This is a genomic window from Paenibacillus allorhizosphaerae, from assembly GCF_042659105.1.
Taxonomy (GTDB): domain Bacteria; phylum Bacillota; class Bacilli; order Paenibacillales; family NBRC-103111; genus Paenibacillus_G; species Paenibacillus_G allorhizosphaerae.
In genome coordinates, this window is record NZ_JBHSRV010000003.1 from 666,541 (window position 1) to 688,128 (window position 21,588).

At 46.7% G+C, this 21,588-nt stretch carries 19 protein-coding genes; 6 read left to right on the forward strand and 13 right to left on the reverse strand.

Features of this window, described 5'->3' with window-relative positions; all coding sequences use genetic code 11:
* Positions 1–301: 301 nt before the first annotated feature.
* Both ACFQI7_RS16225 and ACFQI7_RS16230 read right to left on the reverse strand, forming a co-directional pair.
* Positions 302–760, reverse strand: a complete 459-nt coding sequence (locus ACFQI7_RS16225) for a hypothetical protein (RefSeq protein WP_377517106.1) — start codon at positions 758–760, stop codon at positions 302–304.
* Positions 761–1,214: 454 nt separating this feature from the next.
* Positions 1,215–1,925 (reverse strand): phytanoyl-CoA dioxygenase family protein, encoded by a 711-nt coding sequence (locus ACFQI7_RS16230; protein WP_218103311.1) that lies wholly within the window; start codon positions 1,923–1,925, stop codon positions 1,215–1,217.
* 164 nt (positions 1,926–2,089) lie between these two features.
* On the opposite strand from ACFQI7_RS16230, the gene ACFQI7_RS16235 reads away from it, so the two are divergent.
* Entirely contained in the window at positions 2,090–2,944 is an 855-nt protein-coding gene (locus ACFQI7_RS16235) for an AraC family transcriptional regulator (protein ID WP_218103310.1), read from the forward strand.
* 437 nt (positions 2,945–3,381) lie between these two features.
* Here the strand turns inward: ACFQI7_RS16235 and ACFQI7_RS16240 are convergent, their stop codons facing one another.
* The 5 genes from ACFQI7_RS16240 to ACFQI7_RS16260 form a co-directional block, all read right to left on the reverse strand.
* Positions 3,382–4,602: a mandelate racemase/muconate lactonizing enzyme family protein gene (locus ACFQI7_RS16240; protein ID WP_218103309.1), complete on the reverse strand. Its 1,221-nt coding sequence runs from the start codon at positions 4,600–4,602 to the stop codon at positions 3,382–3,384.
* Positions 4,603–4,748: 146 nt separating this feature from the next.
* A complete protein-coding gene (locus ACFQI7_RS16245; RefSeq protein WP_218103308.1) occupies positions 4,749–9,101 on the reverse strand; it encodes a X2-like carbohydrate binding domain-containing protein in 4,353 nt (1,450 codons plus the stop codon).
* 279 nt (positions 9,102–9,380) lie between these two features.
* Positions 9,381–9,641, reverse strand: a complete 261-nt coding sequence (locus tag ACFQI7_RS16250) for a GNAT family N-acetyltransferase (protein ID WP_377517111.1) — start codon at positions 9,639–9,641, stop codon at positions 9,381–9,383.
* 1,170 nt (positions 9,642–10,811) lie between these two features.
* Positions 10,812–11,996: an NAD(P)/FAD-dependent oxidoreductase gene (locus ACFQI7_RS16255; protein ID WP_218103307.1), complete on the reverse strand. Its 1,185-nt coding sequence runs from the start codon at positions 11,994–11,996 to the stop codon at positions 10,812–10,814.
* Between the two features lie 784 nt (positions 11,997–12,780).
* Entirely contained in the window at positions 12,781–13,179 is a 399-nt protein-coding gene (locus tag ACFQI7_RS16260; protein ID WP_218103306.1) for a hypothetical protein, read from the reverse strand.
* 315 nt (positions 13,180–13,494) lie between these two features.
* Between ACFQI7_RS16260 and ACFQI7_RS16265 the strand changes: the two genes are divergently transcribed.
* Complete coding sequence (locus ACFQI7_RS16265) at positions 13,495–13,776, forward strand: toxin-antitoxin system YwqK family antitoxin (protein WP_218103305.1); 282 nt, start codon at positions 13,495–13,497, stop codon at positions 13,774–13,776.
* Between the two features lie 215 nt (positions 13,777–13,991).
* Here the strand turns inward: ACFQI7_RS16265 and ACFQI7_RS16270 are convergent, their stop codons facing one another.
* The 3 genes from ACFQI7_RS16270 to ACFQI7_RS16280 form a co-directional block, all read right to left on the reverse strand.
* Positions 13,992–14,555 (reverse strand): dihydrofolate reductase family protein, encoded by a 564-nt coding sequence (locus ACFQI7_RS16270; RefSeq protein ID WP_218103304.1) that lies wholly within the window; start codon positions 14,553–14,555, stop codon positions 13,992–13,994.
* A 176-nt stretch (positions 14,556–14,731) separates the two neighbouring features.
* The gene (locus ACFQI7_RS16275) at positions 14,732–15,265 is read right to left on the reverse strand and encodes a FixH family protein (protein ID WP_230415763.1); all 534 of its coding nucleotides are present in this window, start codon (positions 15,263–15,265) and stop codon (positions 14,732–14,734) included.
* A 212-nt stretch (positions 15,266–15,477) separates the two neighbouring features.
* Entirely contained in the window at positions 15,478–15,927 is a 450-nt protein-coding gene (locus tag ACFQI7_RS16280; RefSeq protein WP_218103303.1) for a hypothetical protein, read from the reverse strand.
* A gap of 165 nt (positions 15,928–16,092) precedes the next feature.
* Between ACFQI7_RS16280 and ACFQI7_RS16285 the strand changes: the two genes are divergently transcribed.
* From ACFQI7_RS16285 to ACFQI7_RS16295, 3 genes are all read left to right on the forward strand, one after another.
* On the forward strand, positions 16,093–17,307 hold the full coding sequence (locus ACFQI7_RS16285) for a sensor histidine kinase (RefSeq protein WP_218103302.1): 1,215 nt from the start codon (positions 16,093–16,095) through the stop codon (positions 17,305–17,307).
* The gene (locus tag ACFQI7_RS16290) at positions 17,267–17,944 is read left to right on the forward strand and encodes a response regulator (protein WP_218103301.1); all 678 of its coding nucleotides are present in this window, start codon (positions 17,267–17,269) and stop codon (positions 17,942–17,944) included. The genes ACFQI7_RS16285 and ACFQI7_RS16290 overlap by 41 nt, the downstream gene beginning before the upstream one ends.
* A gap of 274 nt (positions 17,945–18,218) precedes the next feature.
* Entirely contained in the window at positions 18,219–18,521 is a 303-nt protein-coding gene (locus ACFQI7_RS16295) for a hypothetical protein (protein WP_218103300.1), read from the forward strand.
* Positions 18,522–18,708: 187 nt separating this feature from the next.
* Here the strand turns inward: ACFQI7_RS16295 and ACFQI7_RS16300 are convergent, their stop codons facing one another.
* From ACFQI7_RS16300 to ACFQI7_RS16310, 3 genes are all read right to left on the reverse strand, one after another.
* Positions 18,709–19,140 (reverse strand): MFS transporter, encoded by a 432-nt coding sequence (locus tag ACFQI7_RS16300; RefSeq protein WP_218103299.1) that lies wholly within the window; start codon positions 19,138–19,140, stop codon positions 18,709–18,711.
* Positions 19,141–19,174: 34 nt separating this feature from the next.
* Positions 19,175–19,672 (reverse strand): DUF3221 domain-containing protein, encoded by a 498-nt coding sequence (locus ACFQI7_RS16305; protein ID WP_230415761.1) that lies wholly within the window; start codon positions 19,670–19,672, stop codon positions 19,175–19,177.
* A gap of 186 nt (positions 19,673–19,858) precedes the next feature.
* Positions 19,859–20,383, reverse strand: a complete 525-nt coding sequence (locus ACFQI7_RS16310) for a cysteine hydrolase family protein (RefSeq protein ID WP_218103298.1) — start codon at positions 20,381–20,383, stop codon at positions 19,859–19,861.
* A 331-nt stretch (positions 20,384–20,714) separates the two neighbouring features.
* On the opposite strand from ACFQI7_RS16310, the gene ACFQI7_RS16315 reads away from it, so the two are divergent.
* Positions 20,715–21,588 (forward strand): IS110 family RNA-guided transposase (locus ACFQI7_RS16315; RefSeq protein WP_377517118.1); only part of this gene is annotated, 874 nt, incomplete at its 3' end.

The following is a 21,588-nucleotide window of genomic DNA, read 5'->3' on the forward strand; positions in this document are numbered from 1 at the left end:
ACCCCTCCTTTCCAATATGTTCCTCTGACAATGACCATGATAAACCCTCGGGTAACTCCAAGGTCAAGCAATGTTTCATATTTTTTATGATTTAGAAGGTTTCATTTCGTATCAAATTCTCCAAATGGCGACTTTAATAAATGGTACCATCCTATGCTAAACTGCCCTTTAGTTTAACGACAGAAGGAGCAGCCGCCTCGATGGCAAACTGCTCCTGGATCGCTGAACTATCGTCTCCCGTTAGCTGAATTATTTTGGCAGCTCTTTGTTAATGTGCTCCCGTTATCAATAGTTTAGAGATTTATTTTCTTTTTAATAATTTATGAATACTCGACGGCTGTAAGCCGGCTTGAATAAGCAATATAATATTGAAACCTGATTTCCCGTAGCTTAAACGATACCAATAATAATTTATATATTCTATCACGGAAAAAATATAAATTAACATACCTACAATTAGGTCTCTTTTATTCTGTACGAGTATTATCAATAAAATAATTACTAACACAGCTAGAATAAGATTCATACTTCTAAGCACAATCAGGGTTTTCAGCATTAAAAATGGTTTCTGTTTACCTGTTGAATAAGATCTAAATACCCAATACAAAACACCTTGAAATAATATAAACACTAGGAATGATAGCGCAAGCAAGCTCGCCACTCCTAAATCTAAATAAATTTTATATACAACCAAAAAAGAAAAAGCGGCTACTAACTCACCCAACGCAAGATTCAATAGGTGTTTTCTTAGTTTTCTCATAAACCTCCATTTTAAAGCACATCAACAGTCCTTGATCGAATTGACGTTTTCATTTTATCACATTAGATTGTTAAGCATAACTGCCCGTTACTTCAACAACATCAAAGAGAGCTGCGGCGCTGCTGATTATATATTCTTATAGTAAGAACAGGTTGCTTTTGGTAAAATCAGTTAAAATAAGTCGCATAAGGAAAGCCCATATTTATTTAGTATCATGTGTTGTCTTCCAACAATAAAGGTGGTGTACGTATCCTGGCAGATAGTATCGCATTGTTTATTCTTGAAAATTTCACACGCTGCCGACATCGATAACGGGCTTGTTGAGCCCTACCCATGGACCGGTTGGGCTAGGCGCCACGGCAACGCCTATCCGTTGATTTAATAGAAAAAAAGCCGTAAGTTACACGGCTTTTAATGTAGATGCTTTATATAATATTATAATAGATTTCATGCATTATTTCTTCAGCGCAGACAGCAGCTCGCGGTCCGTCAGCAGTTTGCCCGTTTCCGCATATCGACAAGCAGACGATGCTACCTGGAAAGCATAGGCTCTTCTCGGCTTGTCGGTATTATTCGTTTTGCTGTGATGCAGCGTCTCTCTGTGAAAAATAACGGCATCTCCGGGCGCCATCGGCTTGCATGGCATTCCATTCTCAGGGTCTGCAGCTCGTCGATGTTTAGCGCCGGCCTCGTTAATATTCGCTTGACGGCCTAAGCGATGGGAACGCGGTGCAAGCCACAAGCCTGCATTTTCTTGCGTAATCGTATCGAGGGCTATAAACCCGTTGAGCATATGACCTAAAATGTGCGTATACATGTTGTCTTGGTGCCAAGCCAATCCTTCCCCATGCGGATGCACTACGGCATACATCCCCATCCATAGCCTTACTTCGTTACCAAGTATTTTCTCATAAATATCGATCAAGGCTGCGGATGAAAGCATGTTTGCCGTTTCCGGGAACTGCGCGGCGCTTTTGTCAAAATGAATGAAGCCATTGGATTTCCATTCCCCGCTTTCGGATTTGCTCACGAAATCCGCCTGCTCCAGGTTGATTTTTTCTACCGTTTCAGGAGTAATCAATCCCGGCGCATAGAAATAGCCCTCGCGATAAAACTCTTCGATCATTTGCTCCGTTAGTACAAAATTAGAAATGGCTTGTGTCAACAGGTTCTCCTCCTTATGCGTTATGACTTCAATGTACTGCAAGCCCGACGGAAAAACTGCTCGAAAGCAACCAATAAATTGTATTTTTGTTCATAAGAAGCTAGGATACAATTAGTTGACGATATTAGTAACCTAACGATGATGGGATTTCACGGAGGATTTATATGTATTACGATGATATCCGACTGGAACGTGAATTGAACTTCGTGCAAAAGATAGGAGCTTTAACCGAGCATGACATGCACCTGCACGACGCTTTGGAAGTGAGCATATTACTGGAGAACGACGCAAAATACCGTCTTGTTGACCGCGACTATTACGGGAAGCCTGGAGACGTCTTTGTGTTCCGTCCCTTTGAACCGCACTATAATCTTGCGCAAAGCACGGAAAAACCGGTGAAATGGATTATGCTGCTGTTTTCCCCGTCAATCGTCAAGTTCATTCCGGAAGGAAGTAAATTGCTTCAGCCGTTTTATACGGCCGCCTGCCGCTTCTCCCCGTTAATACCGGCACAATCGCCATTTGCCGGCTTGATTCATGCTGCTGCAAAGCAAGCAGTCGCTGAGGAGGAACAGAAGCTTCCCGGATGGCAGGCTAAGCAATATTTGTACTTTGTCGATATTCTCGTGTCGATATTTCGTTATTATTTAGAAGGATTTCGGGATGTTTCCTCTATGGGGAGAAAGCCGAATGAGGCGATGATTCGAGTAATAGAATTCGTTCTGTCTCATTTTACGGAAGAGATCGAAATGGATCAATTGATCGTCATGTCGAATATGCGGAAAACGATGTTTTTCAAACAATTTAAAGAGCTTACGAGTCTCTCTCCTAATGAGTTTATTAGTCGACTTCGGCTGCAATCGGCCCTTTATTATTTGGATCATACCGACAAATCGATTACCGAAATCGCTTATGAATGTGGCTTCCACTCCTTAAGCTATTTCAATAAGCAATTCAAGCAGTTTAGGGGCATAGCTCCGAGAGAACATCGGGCCAAGTTAAAAGTACGGAATGAATAAGGAGCTGCTTTGATGGCAGCTCCACTCTTGGCTATTTGTTGAATCAGCTCCGGCGTATCGCGGATCGATTCGTCGGACTGGCCTTCCAGCGCACTGGCCAGTCCATTTCGGACCATGCTTAAATCCCGATACGTTTGATCCAGCTTCTCGATAACGACGCCGATTAAGGATTCATATTTGTTCATCGCGTTGCTCCTTTACCATGATTACAAACTTGTTACCGATCGAACTTCACGCTCATTCGGAACGGTACTAGGAAGGCTCCGGTTATAACGGTCCCGAACGAACGCCGTCGCCCGTTTCGCGACTCTCTCGGCTTCGCGGCCGCCCCAGATTTATTGGAACCCCCTCCGACTAGAAGGTCTGTTAGTTCCTTTATAATATGCAGCTATCCTCTTCGATAACCTCCCCGGCACCCGTTACGACAACCGACAGCTTTAAACGAGGTAAGCTTTACGTAGAACCTTGTTAACCACCGAATAATCCATACCAAGTCCGGGACCCGTAGGCGCTCGAAAGACGCCGTCTTTAACTTCCATTTGCGGAGTGAACAGGTAGTCGCTCACTTTAACACCCGCCTTATCCTCCTGGAACTTCCCAATATTCGGAATGTACGTTGCAAAATGAAGCATATAGATATACCCATATCCGCCGGAAATGTGTGGTGTGACAGGCATGCCTTTTAAAGCAGCCATTCTGGCAACACGGGTATTCCTTATAAACCCTCCATTATACTGTAAATCAGGCTGTACCACTTGAGCGGCATCATTATAAATAATCCATCGGAACCGCCTTATACTGGTTTCTTGTTCGCCGAAGGCCAGAGGAATTTGAAGAGCATCCGCAACCTCCTTGGTATCTTCAAGATGCTCGAATGGACAAGGCTCTTCATAGAAGAAAGCACCAATCTCCTCCAAAATCTTGCCGTATTTGATAGCTACAGGAGGATCATAGGAACCGTTTCCGTCAGCATGTATGGCGAAATCATTACTGAACGTTTTGCGTGCTAAATAAATAAGCGCTTCAGAGCGCCCTTCTATGGAATCGGCATTTTTGCTCATTCGGCCGCCCACTTTGAATTTAACAGCCCTTGCACCCGTCTCAGCGACTTTTTGCTGCAGCACTTCAATCTCCTCTTCAGGCGTTGTACCCCTGTTGCCGCTTGCCACATATATAGGGATCTCGTTTCGAATGACGCCTCCGAGCAGGTCACCGATCGGCTTGCCGCTTATTCTGCCTAACATATCAAGCAGGCTTGCCTCCACCCATGATATGCAGCACCACAGAGCAAGCCCCGACAGCTTATAGTTGCTTTGGTACACATAAACACCATCCAAAAGCAATTCCAAATCTCTTGCATCCTTACCTATAAAGTAAGGGATGATCAGCTGCTTGAGCAGAGGATGCAAATAAGCTGCACGTTCGCTTGCCACAGCAACCCCCTCAGAACCATCCTTCGATCGGGTCCGTAAGAAATACAATCCATTGTTGAACAACAGCTCGATGGATTGTATGATCACCGGGGAAGCAATACCGTCCACATTCAGAACGGTAGAATTCGCCGCTTCCTCCAGATCTGCGATGCTAACGTTGCTTTTGGCTTGAATAAGAGAGCTATCCAAGTGTAAATAGGTTAAATCGTTATATGTATTTACCATGTTGGTTCCTCCTTTTGTTTAAAAAATGACTTCACAACATTATCGCTATCTCCACAAAACCGCGCTCGCTCTGCTCTTAATTCGTTAGTAAGATTAAAGGAAGCAGCCACGACTGCTTCCTTTGTGCAAATCACTGCGCGAATCCATTATTCGGTTACTATAATGGTCGACGTTGCTTCAAATCTCTTACCATCATTCAAGCTGCCGTTAACGGTTACTTTGATATCGCCGGAAACGCTGCCCAGCGCTGCGATTACTTTTTGTCTGTCGAATTTGACCATAAGATCCTTGACCTTATTGCCGTTATAGTCTCCAAGCTCCGCAGGCGCTGTCTGCGCATCCACGAATACCCCGTTCACGTTTAATTTAACGGACGTCGCCTGAATCAGCGAGGGATCATAACCCGAGGGCAGTTCGATATAAGCGGTCATCGAATTGGCGCCTCCGCCGCTTTTTTTATTCAGCGTGCCAGGGTTCAAATCCACGGATGCTGCAATCGACACGTCAAAGGTAAATGATTGGACGGTTACATTGCCGGCCAGGTCCTCAGCGGTCGCGGCTAACGTATTGCGGCCCGCCATATGCGCCAGACTCACAACCTGCCCGTTTGCAACCGGCTGCCCGTTCAAGGTTGCGGTCACATTGCCGACGCCCGATATAACATCGTACACGGCATATGTAACCGTCAACGAATCCGAGGTCTTATACGAAGCAGCAGCGTGAATAGCGACCACGGGCTTCGTTTTATCGATCCGAATGCCGTATACCGAAGACGTCGCCGTGTTGCCCGCCTTGTCAACGGCCGTTCCCGTCACGGTCAGATTCGCGCCTTCCTTTGTCAATACAACGTCGGGCGTCACCGAGGCAAGACCGGAGCCGCTGTCGGTTGCCGTAAAATGAACCGTGACGTCTTCTTTATACCATCCGTGTGCGTTCGGCTGCGTCGTTGCTGCGCCTGTAATGACCGGCGGCTTCGTATCGACTATGGTGACCGTTTGCGTAGCCGTCTTCGTCGCTCCACTCGCGCTTGAAGCCGTCCATGTGATGACCGTCGTCCCGAGCGGAAAATCCTTCGGTGCATCGTTGGTTACGGTAGCTCCGACCGACGATGTGGCTGTGCCGATATCCACTACCGTTCTCTCGTCCGTCGCCTCTACCGTTATATCCGCAGGCACGATCAGCGTAAGCGAAGGAGTCGAATCGGACACCTGAATCGTTAAGACGAGGTCTTTGCCTTCGCTAAAGTCGAATGTCAGCTTCGACGTTCCCAGCGGAAGCGTCGATAAAAATTGTTTTTTAAGCAGGATCGTGCTTCCATTGCTTCCGTATACGGAGTCCGTGATAGAATAATCCCGGTCGGTTAACGTATAAGAGCCCGATTTGATTGCAATCAAATCGTTGCCGTTAAAGACGACCGTAACCGGTATGTCCTTCTGTTCGGCCGTATTTTTATCAAAAACCGTTTCCGTCGGATTCATGGAAGCATCTTGCGGAATGTAGTAAACTTCAATTTCGTTGATCGTCGGCTCCTTGTAGACGCCTGATTCCAACTTGGTGGAATTGATCCAAAGCCTCAAGTATTGCGATGTCACCGGCGCAAAGTTAATCGTCTTGCTAGCTCCGATCGAAGTACCCGCGGTTCCCGGAATATCGATATAATTAATACCGTCATCCGAATATTGCAGCATGTAAGAGTTGACCCTCACATAAGAGACTTCCTTAATAACGACCTGATTATATTTGATTTCGTCACCGAAATCGACGCCGAGGAATTGATTGGTGACCTTTCCTTTCTCCGCGGACCAGCGGCTGTTGCTTGCGATACTGCCGTCAAACGCTTTGGAAGCGCTGTAGTCGGCGCTCCATTGGGACGAAGCGAAGTACGTCTTGTTCAACGCTAGGCTGGCATGCACTACGTTGAGAATGAGTACGGCATCGCTTCCCGCACTGAAAGTGAACCGCAGCGTATACTGCCCCAGCTCCAGCTTGGATAAATAAGCTTTCTTCAAAGCGACGGAAGTTCCGTTATTTACGTAATCGACGCCTTCCGTTAACGTGCGGGATGCATCCTGGATGGCTACCAGCCTATTTCCTTTCAAATCCATGCTCACCGAGCTGTCTCCTGAATTTTGGGAGTAATTAATGGAAGACGCGCCCAACTGGGAACTCGCTGGAGGAGTGACCTCGATTGTCAGGAGAGCAACATTCCCCGAGCTAAAGGAGAACGTAAGGGAATGTGGACCAATGGCAAGCTTCTCCAAATACGATTTGGCCAGAAGGATCGATTTGCCCTGATTGTTGTAGTCCGTCCCTTCCGTTAATGCGCCCGTAAAGTCTCGAACCGATGCCAAAGTATTCCCGTTTAAATTCAAATTGACGACAAGATCGCCCGCGTTTTGCGGGTATTGAATATACGAAACCGCCAAGCCCGATTGAGCCGGAGGCAGCCCAGACGCTTTGATGCCGATCTCGGCGAATGGAATCTGCTGGAACTCCGGTATGCGCGAGAAGATCAGTGAGTCGTCTTTGAGCTGAAAGTTGCCGTTCGCCGGATCGACAAAGCCGAGATCGTCTTTATTTGCGAACGAAACGTTATTCGCAAACGTGCCCAGCTGCATGTTCCGGCTGTCCCCTGTGATCGAACCGCTGTTTATTATCACATTATTGCGCACCACATTCCGTTTCGGCAGCAGCGGGTCGTCGTTCAGTATGTTCGGAAGCGTAGGGTAGCGCTGGCTCCAGATGTCGCTCTGATACGGAACTTGATCGAATTTGCTCATTAAGGAAATATAGTTTTTTTCGCCGGGCTTATAGTCGCGCGTCATGAAGGCGATCGACGTACCGGTATCGATGACGATATTATTTTCCACCACGTTCTCCCGGCCGTTGGCCAGCTTGAACGCCTGTTTGCCGATTTTATAAAAGACGTTGCCGCGCATTTCCACTCCGCTCATATAATCGTCCAAATAAATGGTAGCCGTAGAAACTCGCAGGTCGCTTGCAACAATATCATGGAAATAATTATAGCGAATCACATTGCCGCGCCATACGAAGCTTCTCCCTGAATAAATCGCCGATGCGTCGGCCGTTTCTTTGACCACATCGTAAATTTCATTGTACTCCATAAGATGATCGTTGCCTCTAAACTGCATGGCCAGGTGAGGCGCATCGTGCATTTTATTATGGGTGGCGCGGTTGCCTACTCCGTTAAGCTCTACCGCGGAAGTATACGTTAATTTGATCCTTGCATAATTGTATATATCATTGTTGTCGGCATAGTTTCCTGCGGGAGTCAGCGTCGTGAAATTGCCGCCGTTCAAGTAGACGCCGCCATTCCCCATGCTGTAGATGCTCGAGCCATAAACGCCGTTGTTTTTGCCGCCGTTAATTTTGACGGCATAGCCGCCCATTTTGCTGATTTCGCAATGCGTAATCAGGTTGTTCTCTCCGTCCGTAATATCGATCGCGTTCCCCCGGCTCACCTCTATCTTCAGGCCGCTGAAAACGATATTGGAAGCATTGTTCATCGCAATCAGGTTTTTGTCGAACCGGGACAATTGAACCTTGTTCCCCTTAAGCGGTATCGGCGGGTAAAGATACAGAATGCCCGTGCCGCGGTCGAGGTACCATTCCCCCGGCAAATCAAGCTCTTCTAGAATGTTGTAGAAATAAAAGCGCTGTCCCGCCTTCATGGCATAACTGGACGCGTTGTAGGTTGAAATAGTCTTCTTGGCCATATCGATCGATTTGATCTGCAGGTCGTTCGTAGCCCAATCGTTTCCCCAGTAACCGAGCATCCATGTATATTCCGGGCTTTTCCACGAATGCAGCCCGTCGCCGTTATATGTAAACGTGTAGCCGGTACCCGCTGCGGCATCGCCCGCATAAACGACCTGATTCACCGTGGTGAAACCGTTATTGGGCCAACGGGCAAGCGTCATTACATTGCCGTTGACGAACAGCTCGGGTGCCACCGCCAAATTATTGCCCAGAATGCCGTAATCGGTTATTCCAATCGCTTTAAGATCCGCCTGCAGCACATGGCCGCCGGCCTCCTGCGGTATTCGCTGCAATACGGCCGGGTCCGTCACCAGTGTAAATAAAGAGGAGTCCAACGTATCGCCTCCGGTAAACGAAACCTGCTCGCCACCATACGATTTGTAAACGACGGGAGCATTCGGGGTACCTGAATCGCGGTCATCCAGTTGGAACGTCCCGGTAAACCTGTACTCTCCTCCCCGGATATTGACGGTAATCCCTCCCGCAGGAACAGCGCCACCGCTTTTCAACGTACGGATCGTATCCCGCGCTTTCTCCAATGTGGCAAAGGGATGGTCGATGGAGCCGTCATTTGAATCATTGCCGGTTACAGCCACGTACAATTGAACCGATGCGTCTTGCCCGGCAAATGCCGGATTCCCGCCGCTCATTCCCAAGAAGCTGCCGGCGAATGTGGAAACGGCGGTCAAGAGAGCAAGCACCTTTTTTTTCAACTTCACATGCCTCACCTCATCCGTAATTATTGTTTTGCACACGTTAAACTAAATGTGAATGCGCTTTCAGATAAAGTAAAAATGGAAGCTCCCTTGTACTGGATTTCCTACAATATATCTTTTATTCCAAATTTTACTTTATAAACTGATTTTAATCAAAATCGTTGGAATGGACAAGATGATTGTTTTTGCACCACAGATTTATCTCACCAAAGGATAAACCACCTTGTTTCGTATTTTACTCGGAAGCTTTTCCATAGTTGTGGACGAAAATATAAATATCGATTATATAAGTGCCTTTTGATATCTGATTTGGCTTAGTTCTATGCCTCTAATAATTTTCCTTTCAATTCCATCATGCCTAAACCCATGTTTCTCATAAAAGCTAATAGCATTTTTATTTTCTTTAAGTACCCATAATATTGCCGTAGTATATCCAAGATCTTTTAATTTCTTTAAGCCCCAGTTAAACAGCTGTAGCCCTAAAGTTTTGAACAAGATATATTGCAGAAATTTCACCGCTACTGTTTTGCAAATCCTTGTCACTACAAGCTTTCAATATCAAACAGCCAACAGCATTTATTGTCAACTAACATAATTGCTATTCGTTCCGAGCCTTGAATAAGAACATTATAAAAGTACTCTCTCTATCGACGGGTGTATACTGATTTAGAAAATCGTTAGGCAATATGCCTTTATACGTATTTCGGTAAGATTCTGAATGGACAAATCCCAAGTCCCTTGCATCTTCTATCCTAGCCATCGTATTTCTGTCATTACAAATCCCCTTTTTATAGGTATTTCCTGATATTATTCGGCAATTCTACATCCATTCCTTGTCAAGAAAACTGCCCGTTACTTTAATCAACAATGAGGAGCTTGCCGCGAGGCAAGCTCCCACTATCGTTCTCCGTTAACTTAATATCTTAGAGCAGAAATAAAGTCAATGTCGGTATGTATAACGATTTTGCTAGTCAATCTAATATATATTTTTGGAAATATTCCATTGGACTTGTACGATTACCTTGCATATTGCTTGAAAACAGTAACTATACGCTTATCATCATTTACAATAATATACTGTCCGCCCATTCCTCTAGCGAAATATGTCTTCCTGCTTCATCATTGTCATCATTTAATATCCACCAATGATACCCGTACGACTACAAGTTTCCTCGTATTCGTTTCTCCTCGATTTCAAAATTTATTTTGCCGATTTTCTTGGCCTTTGGCCGGCGTTCGTCTTGCTCTCAAGTTCACCATAAATCATTACGTTACGTTAAGTTCAAGTGGAAATCTGGATTTTTTTGAAGACAATAATGTTGTGCAAATCGTAGAAATAACCGGGTTCAGATAACATTCAAGGAGTAACTGCTCAATGACCTGTGTCCCTTCTTGCAGTCTAGTACGCTGAAATAAAATAATGACGGCGCGAGGACAAGATTTATGATATTGTAAGTTGAACATTGTCCTCACCCCTTCCGATTTGAACTTTAATTAAATATTACCACACCCAAGCAACTTTGTTCAGGAACGAAACCATTATTAAAATTTTATACCAATTCCTGCCGATGCGGATGAATGCTCCATCGCTATTTGCAACAGATTGCCGATACCCGGATAAGCTTATCTGGATTTCGTACGAGCTAGGTTCTGGCTAGCTTTTATGATGCCGAAAGCGCTAGCCAGTCATTTCCGGGATGCTAGAGTTCGTATCTATCGAAGCGTGCTGGCTAAATCCCATGCCAGCTTCTTGGCTTTCCACGCAAGCTTTCCCGTTATGATTATATCAAGTCCCCATTTGCGTGCCCAGAGCAACCCTCGACTTTCCCCCATGCCTATGCAGAAGACATCCATCACCGATTCGTGAATCGGCGCGGGGCGGCCCTTTAGATCAGCCATCACAATTTTCCCCAATCTAGTCGCCTGTAACCCGCCTTCTTTACACGTCATCTGATCCGCCTTGCCGGTTCTCGGATCGACGATTCTCGCACAGTCTCCAATGCTGTATACGCCCGGCATCCCTTGGACGCGATAACATTCATCGACCAGTACCTGCCCATCAGGAGTAAGTGGCAAGCCCATGCCGCGAAGGACCGGATTGGGTATTAGACCAATCGTCCATATGCAAAGGCCGGCCGCCAAACAACCGCCGATGTTCAACTTCACAACTCCTGCTTCCTCCCGCATCGCCTTACGACCATGAAGCACCGTCACTCCGCATTCGCTGAGCGTCTGATCCAACTTCCTTCCAACTTTCTCCGGCGCTTCCGGGAAAAGCCGTTCCTGTGCATTCAGCAAATAGACGGAGATATCGGACGAACGCAGCCCCAACGCCACTGCTTCCCTCTGCATAGCGAGCGCCAGCTCGGCTGAAGTTTCGATGCCGCTGATGCCCGCCCCCGCAACCGTGATTGTCATCAATCGTTTTCGTTCCTCGAGGTTCGACTCGCCGGCAGCTTTCCGCAGATTGGCACGCCAACGCTCCCGAATGTGTGCCGCGGCTTGCGGGTCGGTCATAGCGATGCCGCCCTGATCGGGATCCGGCCTCCGAACGATGCTGCCGACCGTCACGACCAGCAGGTCGTACGACATCTGAGCGTCACATCCTTGTGCATCCGTATATCGGATGAGTTTCTTTCCGCTCTCCACAGACTTAACCGTACCTTGCACAAATTCGATTCCTTCCGAATGCCAGCGCTTCCATGGAACCATAATCCCTTCCCCGCTCGCGGCCGGCCGGAACAACAACACTTTGCGCACATGGCCGAGCTGCTTGTCGAACAGAACAAACCGAATCCGACGCCCGTTCGCCATGTTCCGGGTCGTATCCTTCATTGCTTTGAGCGCTCCAAGCCCTGCATGACCTCCTCCGATGATGATACACGTCAAGTCATTCATCGTTATTCAGCTCCTTTTACGTTTTGCAAATATGACGATGTAATACTCTGATTTGTGACAGCGGAAACGAACGAATGATAAACTTTGCATGAGCCGGTCTCCCGGCCAGCCGCACAGCTGCTTTCATACCGTCGTCGAGTCGAGCACCTTCAGATAGAGCACTTACGTCATTCGAAACGACAGCGGTCTTGTCGATAACGGGGGGCTTTGCCATGAGCCGAGTAACGGACTGAAAGCGATGCTCGTCATTGAGAACGGCCAGGTCAATTTCCGACAGTTCGGAGCCAAGTCGCTGCAGGACAGAATGTCAAATACGATAACAAGCTCCATATGATGTGTTTTTTTGAACATCTGGGGCAAGGGCGTCACCAAGAGCATTACAACTACGCGGACAGCAATTTCTCGGCATTGAGCTTTGGCGAGTATATATTTGAAGCTTTCAACGGGGATTGTATTGAGAGTAGAAGCACGCGCTTTATGCATACCGCAAATCTGCCCGTTAACTTAACCAACGGGCGCCAGTCTAATACTTTATTTTTTCAGTCTACAACTTTATTTTCCTAGTCTAACACTTTATTTTTCCAGTCTAATACTTAATTTTCTTCTTACAATCGATCCGTCGCGAATGACTTCAATCGACCAGGCAACGGAATTTTTAGAAAATCCAGTGACCACGCATTGCTCCCGCTTGAATAACGGATATAAAAGTGGAGCGCCCCGCGGCAGCTCCACGCTATCGTTACCCGTTAGCTTAACAACTTTTTCAACTGCTTCGCTCATTTTCTCACGATATATTTAGCTTCCCATTTGTATTCAAAGCAATCTCAATTGCTTCGTGAAGAAAAAATAATCGATTTAGTAAGTCGACCTTACTTTCGGAGGCTACCGCAATCAATAAGTTTTCATGCCAATAATTCGAGAGGGTCTTTATTTCCTCACGTAAAAGCATAAGAGCGTCGGGTTCTTTAACTTCTAAGCCATTATCATATATCTGCGCTATTAATTTTAAGTCAATACTCAAAGCAGGTAAGTGCCAATAGTTATATATCATCGAATCCGTTCCTAAAGGACGCTCGAAAATAACATGTTTAAGATAATGTTCATACCAAGCATCCTGTTCATCAGGGTTTGTCGGGTAAGGAATCTGTTCATAAGGAAGATGAACCGTAATTGAATACGACAATACAATCACCTACTTTCAAATCAAATCGCACTACTCAAAATGTCCTTTTATGTTTCAGCTGCTTCACCATCTTGCATTACTAAAGGAATATATTCTTCGTTCTTTACCGTATTCCCTTTCGTACTATCCTACCCATTTTCACGCAAATCTGCCCTTTAGCGCAATGACGGCTGCCCCGTGGCAGCCGTTTTGGTGTTGAACTATCGTTCCCCGGTAGTGAAGAAAAACAGGAAAAATGATCACTAATAGGGCAATAATAAATCATTATCATTTAGCATGATATAATAAACAAAAAGCTGATATCGGAGGCAAGCCATGGAAAATGAAAAATGTGACTTCATACACCCAAACGGCGTCAAGGAAAAGAAATTGGAAGTTATTGATGGTTACACGATAAAGTACCACGCAAACGGAAAAACAATATGGTCAAAGGGAAAAATGATTAATGATAAGCCAGATGGCTATTGGGAATGGTATCGTGCAGAGGGAACATTAAAGCGTTCAGGGTATTTTGACATGGGCGAGCCTGTTGGTGAATGGGTCACCTATGACAGCAAAGGCAATAAACACAAAACTACCAATCGTGATAATGAATAAAATGATTTTGCTTATCCATTGCTGTGTGTAACCTGCCAGTTACTTCAACGGACAACGGCAGCCGATCTTGTGCCGGCTGCCGTAATTGTCTCGTGGAGCTATCGTTATCCGTTAGCTTAAAAATGGAAGACGCTCATAACTTCCGGCTTTCGTAATTTCACTTGATTTTAGTAAGCTCGAAAGCGTATCTCCTGAATTTCACTCTAGCGTCGCGGTCAGACGATCACGCGGTAGTGAAGATGAACAACGCCGCTTCGGAAGTGGCGCTCACCGAGCAGCTCGAGTCGCATGCGGAGGTTGTCCGGCAATGCTCGCTTACCTCCACCCAAGACGATCGGATTAACAAGCAGATGACACTCGTCGATCAGTCCCGCGCTCATCGCCTGCCCAGCAAGCTCGGGGCCGCCAATCGTAATGTCGGCATCTGAAGACTCTTTCAGCCTCCGAATCGCATCAGGATCGAATTCGCGCTCGATCCTCGTCCTGGCGCTTGAAACGGCCTGAAGCGTCCGAGAATACACGATCTTCTCAGCAGCTCGCCAGATCTGCGCGAATTCCCGCATTTCCTCCGGTTGATCGCCTTTTTTGGCGCTCGCCGTCTCCCAGTACACCATCGACTCGTACATTCGACGCCCGTATAGGTAGGTGCCAATCGGCCGCTGGAAGTCAGTCCAGAACGCAAACTCCTCGTCATCGGAGATCGACCACTCGATATTGCCGTGCTCGTCCTCCATGTAACCGTCCAAAGATACGTTAGTAGGGTAGATCAATTTAGCCATTTCAATAACGCCCTCCAATTTTCAGTTTCCAACGCAACCAAGGCCTGCCCTTTCTGAAGTTGAACAAAGAAACATCCATTTTTTATAATAACACTAATTAGAAGTATTCTACCCAGTTAGCGAAACGAGGCCGCGATTGAACCGCGGCAGCCTCACTGCTGAAGTGTAAGGGATCTCTAGTCTCCGTTAGAGATCCTAGTGGCGGGTAGTTCCATGACCAGTGGTGCCACTCTACTCTGCTCATGTTGACTGCCAGCAATCGTTTCAACTGGTGAATCTTGTGTCGTTACGGAAGCGGATGGTTCTTTCGTGGCAGTAACCGTGAAAGGGATCTTCTTCATGGTGTGGAAATCACGTGCAGACACATGGTAATAGACGAAGTACGATCCCGGTTCAGTAATGGGCTGCTTGGCGATGTAGAGTCCATCGTTTTGGAAAGTAGCAGGTAGCATCATATGAGGCTCTTGCCCCTCTTTCCACCATTCAAATATGACTTCGCTCGCATCATCCACTGGTTTACCATCCTGGGTAACGGTTACTGCAAAAGTAACGTTGTCTCTGGCAGCAGGTTGACTCGGTTCGAGCGTGAATGTGGCTTCGACTGGTGTAGAAGAATGATGAGCTGTTTGTTGTTGATCTTGACCACATGCGATCATGGCAAGGAGCAAGAATAGGCACGGCAGCATGTACATCAAGCGTTTCAATTCCATCTAGAATCATTCCCTTTCTGTTTCAAGCTCATTAGTTCCTGGTAGAAGAGCGAGTCACAGTCTGATTATGGTCTCGTCACCGCGCAGGATCGCCCAGCGCAGGGGATTCGTAATACATCAGGTTTATCATGCTGCGGTCAATGGTAATGGTCAAAAATTCAATGCCGCTTCCCATCAGATTTTATGCAATTGCAAAGGTGTCCTCTCACTTGTTACATGAATATCGGTGCGAGCAGAAAGGCTGCAATAAAAAAATCCAAAACAGTGCACCATTCCGCATACCACCGCCAGACGATCTTGTTGCTCCGAAAATGAGCAAAGTCCCAGACCGCATGGCCGATATAACCTGCCGCAAGCAGGATCAGTCCCGTTTCTCTGTCGACATACAGAGACACTAACGCGATAATGCTGAAAAACAGTAATGCGGCCGCCTGTATCAAGATGGTACGAGCCCCGCGGAGATGACCGCGAATTGCGCCTGCAATCGGGTAGACAAGCGCGATGAGAATCAGGATAAATGACATGGGATCCGTCGAAGCAGGGAGCCCTGTTGCGGCCATAGCTAACGCCACCAATGAGGGCCATCGTTTCAGCAATTGTATGCCTGTAAACTTCAATCTTCCTCTCTCCTTGACATCTTCGTCTTTTCTGGCCAATTCCATGGCAATCACTCCTCGTTTTCTTTTGCACACCAAAAATAACACAATGCAATTCCTTTTACGTCTATCTGCAGTTGATTTTTATTTAGCGTCTATATCGATCGATTGATGTGCAAGACGGATTCATCTGTTATGATGAAGTAAACCACCCGAATGAAGGATTGAAAAATGAATAAAAACATATTTCAGCACGTTAACGCCCGCGCCGCACATACTATCTTTATCGTTGCCTTTTTCATATTGATCATGCCAGAGTATCCGTTTCTGCATATCCACGTACTTATCGTTTACGCTGCCTTCGCGGCTTGTTACATATGGATGGCGGCAGCACCTAAAGGATGGTGGAATGCTAAGAGGTATGTCCTTGCGGTTTGCATTCTTGCTGGCATAACCCTCATCATTCGCATCGTTCATTCCGATTACCCTGATCACCGCATTTTCTGGCCGCTGCTGTATATGCTGGGTGTGGCCGATCCGAAATGGAATCGTTCAACCGTTACTCTCGCCGTCTTCACTGTTTGCCTCATTTTTGCAATGATGCTGGTCGACAAGGTCTCATATGGCGCTCTAATTGCAGCTGTCCTAATGTATATCGCGGTCAGAAATCAAAGCCTGCTTCACGAAGCGCATCGCACGAACCGAAAGCAACTGGAACAACTGAACACGGCATATTCCGAATTGCAGCAAACATCCGTTCAGGCGATGGGGTATGCTGCGCTGACGGAGCGTACGAGATTGGCACGCGACATTCATGACGGGTTTGGACATCAGATGACCTCGCTAATTATTCAACTTCAAGCGTTGAAGCTGATGATTCCGCAAGATCCGGCTGGGGCGGCAAACAGCGTTGACGAAATCCTGAAGGTTGCCAGGAAAGGGATGGATGAGGTAAGGCTAGCAGTAAATGAATGGTCGGACGATGAGAAGGGCATGGGACCGATCGCGCTGAAAGGCCTGGTTTCTCATATCGAAGCCAATTCTATGATACGGATACAATACAAAGAAATCGGACCTATCGGTGAGTGGCCGGTTGAATGCAGCGTAATACTCTACAGAGTCTTGCAAGAAGCGTTAACCAATATCCTCAAGCACGCTGATGCGAAACAGGTTAACATTGTAGTGGAAGAAGAGGATGAACATGTAAAGCTTCTCATTACGGATGACGGTTATTTCAGCGACGAGAAACCTTTGAATTTTGGATTTGGCCTAAACGGTATGATCGAAAGATGCAAATCTGCCGGAGGGAGCATCGTTTTCACCGCAAATTCACCGAATGGATTAAAGATACAAGCTGTTATTCCGCTTACTATTACAGCGAGTACGGCATATAAGGAGACGTTTCATGCAAACCGGGAAGGTGATTCGAATCGTACTGGTGGATGACCAGCCTTTCATTCGTAAAGGACTACGTTACATATTGGACATTCAAAAAGATATGCAGGTGGTCGGTGAGGCTTCGACCGGAGAAGAAGCAGTCGACATTGCATTGCGAAACGTTCCGGATATCGTCTTAATGGATATCCACATGCCGGGAGGAACGGGTATCATGGCAACAACGTCTATCGTTGAAGCTTTGCCTGACACAAAAGTCGTCCTCTTAACAACATTCGATGTTGAACAGTATGTGTTTGACGGGATTCGTGCCGGGGCCTCCGGCTATTTATTGAAGGATACGGAAACCGATGAATTGCTGAGCGGTATACGGGCCATACACCGGGGGGCAACCCTGTTCAATAGCAGCACGGCCAAACGCGCTCTAGACCAAATATTAACTTCAGGCATGCAGGAGCCGGATTCGGATTCACCCGGGAAAGAACGGCTGCTTGGTGCCTTGACGGAGCGTGAAACGGAAGTATTGCAGCTGCTTGCTTACGGTAAGAGAAATCACGAAATATCTGCAATTTTATGTATTTCTGAAGGCACAACAAAAACGCACATCCACCATATCATGCAAAAACTTGGGGCGCAGGACCGCACACAGGCAGTGGTCACTGCAATTCGAATGAAGCTTGTGAAATAGATAAGGATCAATTGGAGAGGCTTTGCTCGGGGAATCGATCTTGAAATCGGAATACTTCCGATCGATAATTGCGTTGGCTTTATTTGGATTGATTGCGTATTCTAAAATCAAATTGTTGAAACGGTCACCGGTAAGGTTCCTGCCCGGTGACCATTTTTCTCTGCATCAACCGGTCCTGTATAAAATGAAACAGGCTGCATGACATCTTTATCAGACGAATTTCTTTGCCTTTATAGAAGAGTATTATTAAATAGTTCGTACACGGCGCAGGACTATGAAAGCCAGGACTGCCACGATTAGCGCCAAGTCGGCACTGATCGCGGTAATGTCGTTGAGAGCGTCTGTAAATGCGGCGTGGGCGATGAGCATTAGTCCGTCCGCGCCGAGAATGGCTCCTCCAAGCGCCATGCCCAACTCACTGCTCGTTTCGGACATGGCCGATGCCGATCCCGCCCTTACCGGTGGGGCCGAACCGACGATAAAGTCTGTTGCAAGAACACCGATCGACCCCATCACGATCGCGATAACCACGTATCCGGCAATAAGCAGCGCAAATCCGGATGAGCTGGCAACTTGAGTCAACAATAGGCTCCCCACAGCCGTTATCACCAAACATGTGCTTACCACATGTCCTGGGCTAATTCGACGGACAATAGAAGACGCGAGCATAGAACCGACCGTTACCGCCAACATTGACGACAGTGTCCAAATTCCTGCTCTCAGCGGGGACAGACCCTCAACCAATTGGAGATACTGGCTGATAATTAATCCGATTCCGCCGATTCCGCCATTGCGGCAGTACAATGCAACATCATCCCCAAGGAAACGCTGATACGACAGTCTTTCAACTGTTTAAAGTCGAGCAGCGGATGGTCCATTCGGCGCTGCTGGACGAAGAAAGTAATGCCGAATGCTGGTCCTGCCAGCATTGCTAGCATCGGTACGCCATGTAATCCGTCCTTTGCCCACTCTTTCAACCCATAAATGAAAGGCATAATCGCCGCCAAATACAGGCACACGCTTGACAGATCCAATCGGCCGGATCCGGCATCACGATACTCGGGCAACAAAATCGGCGCGGTAATCAGCAAGACGATCATAACCGGTACACTAAACAAAAACACTGCGCCCCAATGGAAGTATTCGAGCAGCACCCCGCCGGCAAGCGGACCGACCGCCATTCCGCCAGATTCCAAGCTTTCGTCTCCGTTAGCGGGGGAGGAGGCACGATTATTTATCCTCTATTTGAACATTAGATTCAACTTCCCCTTGTTTAATATGAATAGTCCAAGCATCGGATATCGCATCATAATTTGCTGATTTAATAACAGGTACTTTATTATTCCCATGTATTGTTAGAGCTTTTCGAATGGCTTCTGCTTCGGTTAATTTTGCGTTGTTAGGTTTATTGCTTGGGACAAATGAAACCTTTTTTGCATCAGATTGACCAGGGTATGATATAGCCACTTCTTCAAACCATACTTGAACCTTTAGACCGATTTGAACCTTATTCGGAGCATTTGAGAACCAAATGGCATTATAAAACTCTTCAACCCCACCTGTTGAACTAAAGTCTTCAGGCACAGGGCTGACGACAAGAAACCTTCCATCCTCTATTTCTACAACATATCCCTCAATGCCTGGTTCAGCTTTAAATGTTTTTGAATTGCAAGCAAAAAACAATAAGCTAAACATTAATAAGAATACAATGAACAAAGATTTCCTCATCGTACACCTCCTCCATGCTTCAGACGTTTTTACATTAATGCTTGTTGCGTTATCCTGCCCGTTAGCGGGGAAAAGGCCACAGTTCAGTCCGTGGCGGTCTCATGGCGTAGAAATTGAGCTATCGTTTCAAGTAAGCGTAGCGTAGTCTCAAACGGATTGACGTAATCTTACTTAAACAATAAGTGGCTAAAGTAAAATGTTATTGCTTTTTTCTACATTCGCAAACCAACAAAGGAGTCTATTGTGATGAGCGATGATTTGTTGAGCGCTCAATTCCCCTCTTGCCCATGTGCTGTGTGAGTCGCTTGCAAGCGTTACTTCATACCCTAAACTTCTTGCATGACGACATGTCGTATCAACACACAGTTCGGTTTGGATTCCTGTCAGAATAAGTTTCTTTATCCCTTTCTCTAAGAGAACTTCCTGTAAATTAGTTTCATAAAACGAATTCGGTGTCTTTTTTTGGATAACTTCATCTTCAAATCTTGGAAGGATATCCGGATGGATTTTCCACCCTGGAGTCCCATGTTCCAATGCTCTCCCAGGTCTTGCGCTATGTTGTATATAGATGATTGGAGTTTTAGATGAGCGAGCTTGCTCGATAAGTAATTTTATGTTTCGCAATAACACATCGCTGTTATATACAGGATTGTTTTCGTGGAACATACCCACCTGAACATCAATTACCATTAACGCGACTTGACTATCCATTCGTGCCTCCATGAGTATACTGATTCAAATATGTATTCTTCACCCATCAAACATTACCTTCTATTTCCAAAGTATCCTGCCCGTTAGCCCCCCATGCCCTGTCGGGCGCCACAGAGGATGAAAATTTTGGTGCGACGTTTTATACTATTCTTACGGCTGGTGAGGAAGGTCGTTGCGCTATGGTGTCACGAACCCATCCGTTAGTCTGACTACGACGACCACGGTGCACCACGGAATGTCGCTCCTTTCAGGAAGCACGCGGGGTAGAGTAACCCTTTGCTGGTTGTTGCGCCAGTCCTCTCAATTCAACTGCCGTAGAAAGGTGAGTATTATGGATGTCCTGATCGAGCGAGCATGCGGTTTGGATGTTCACAAGAAGTCTATTACTGCTTGCATCGTAACCCCCGAAGGAAAGGAGATTAAGACGTTTCGTACCCACACGGTTTTCCTGCTTGATTTGATCGACTGGATCAAGCAACATCGCTGCACTCACGTGGCCATGGAAAGTACCGGCGTGTTCTGGAAACCGATCGTGAATTTGCTGGAAGCTGAAGAGATTCAGTTCCTCGTCGTTAACGCCCAGCACATCAAAGCCGTTCCTGGCAGGAAAACGGACGTAAAAGATGCAGAATGGATTTGTAATCTGCTCCGCCACGGTCTGCTGAAACCCAGTTACATCCCAGACCGGAACCAAAGAGAACTTCGCGAATTAGTTCGTTACCGTCGCAGCCTGATTCAGGAACGGTCCCGCGAACACAACCGGGTCCAAAAAGTGCTGGAAGGAGCCAACATTAAACTAGCTGCCGTTGTCTCTGACATCATGGGGGTGAGCAGCCGCGATATGATGGATGCCATGATCGAGGGCGAAGAAGATCCGGAAAAGCTGGCCGCATTCGCCCGAAGAACGCTGAAGAAAAAGAAAGAAGAGCTAGAGCTAGCCTTGCGTGGAAATATGAGTGCCCACCAGCGGATCATGCTCCGAACCATGCTGACTCACATCGATTTTCTGAATGAACAAATTGTTGAACTGGATATAGAGGTAGCCAAACGGCTCGACCCTTTTCAGCAGGACATTGAGCGGCTAGATACGATCCCGGGAATCGCTCGCCGTACTGCTGAACAAATCTTGGCCGAGGTTGGGACCGACGTTGGTTCGCGCTTCCCTTCCGCTGCCCATCTCAGTTCATGGGTTGGTCTGGTTCCAG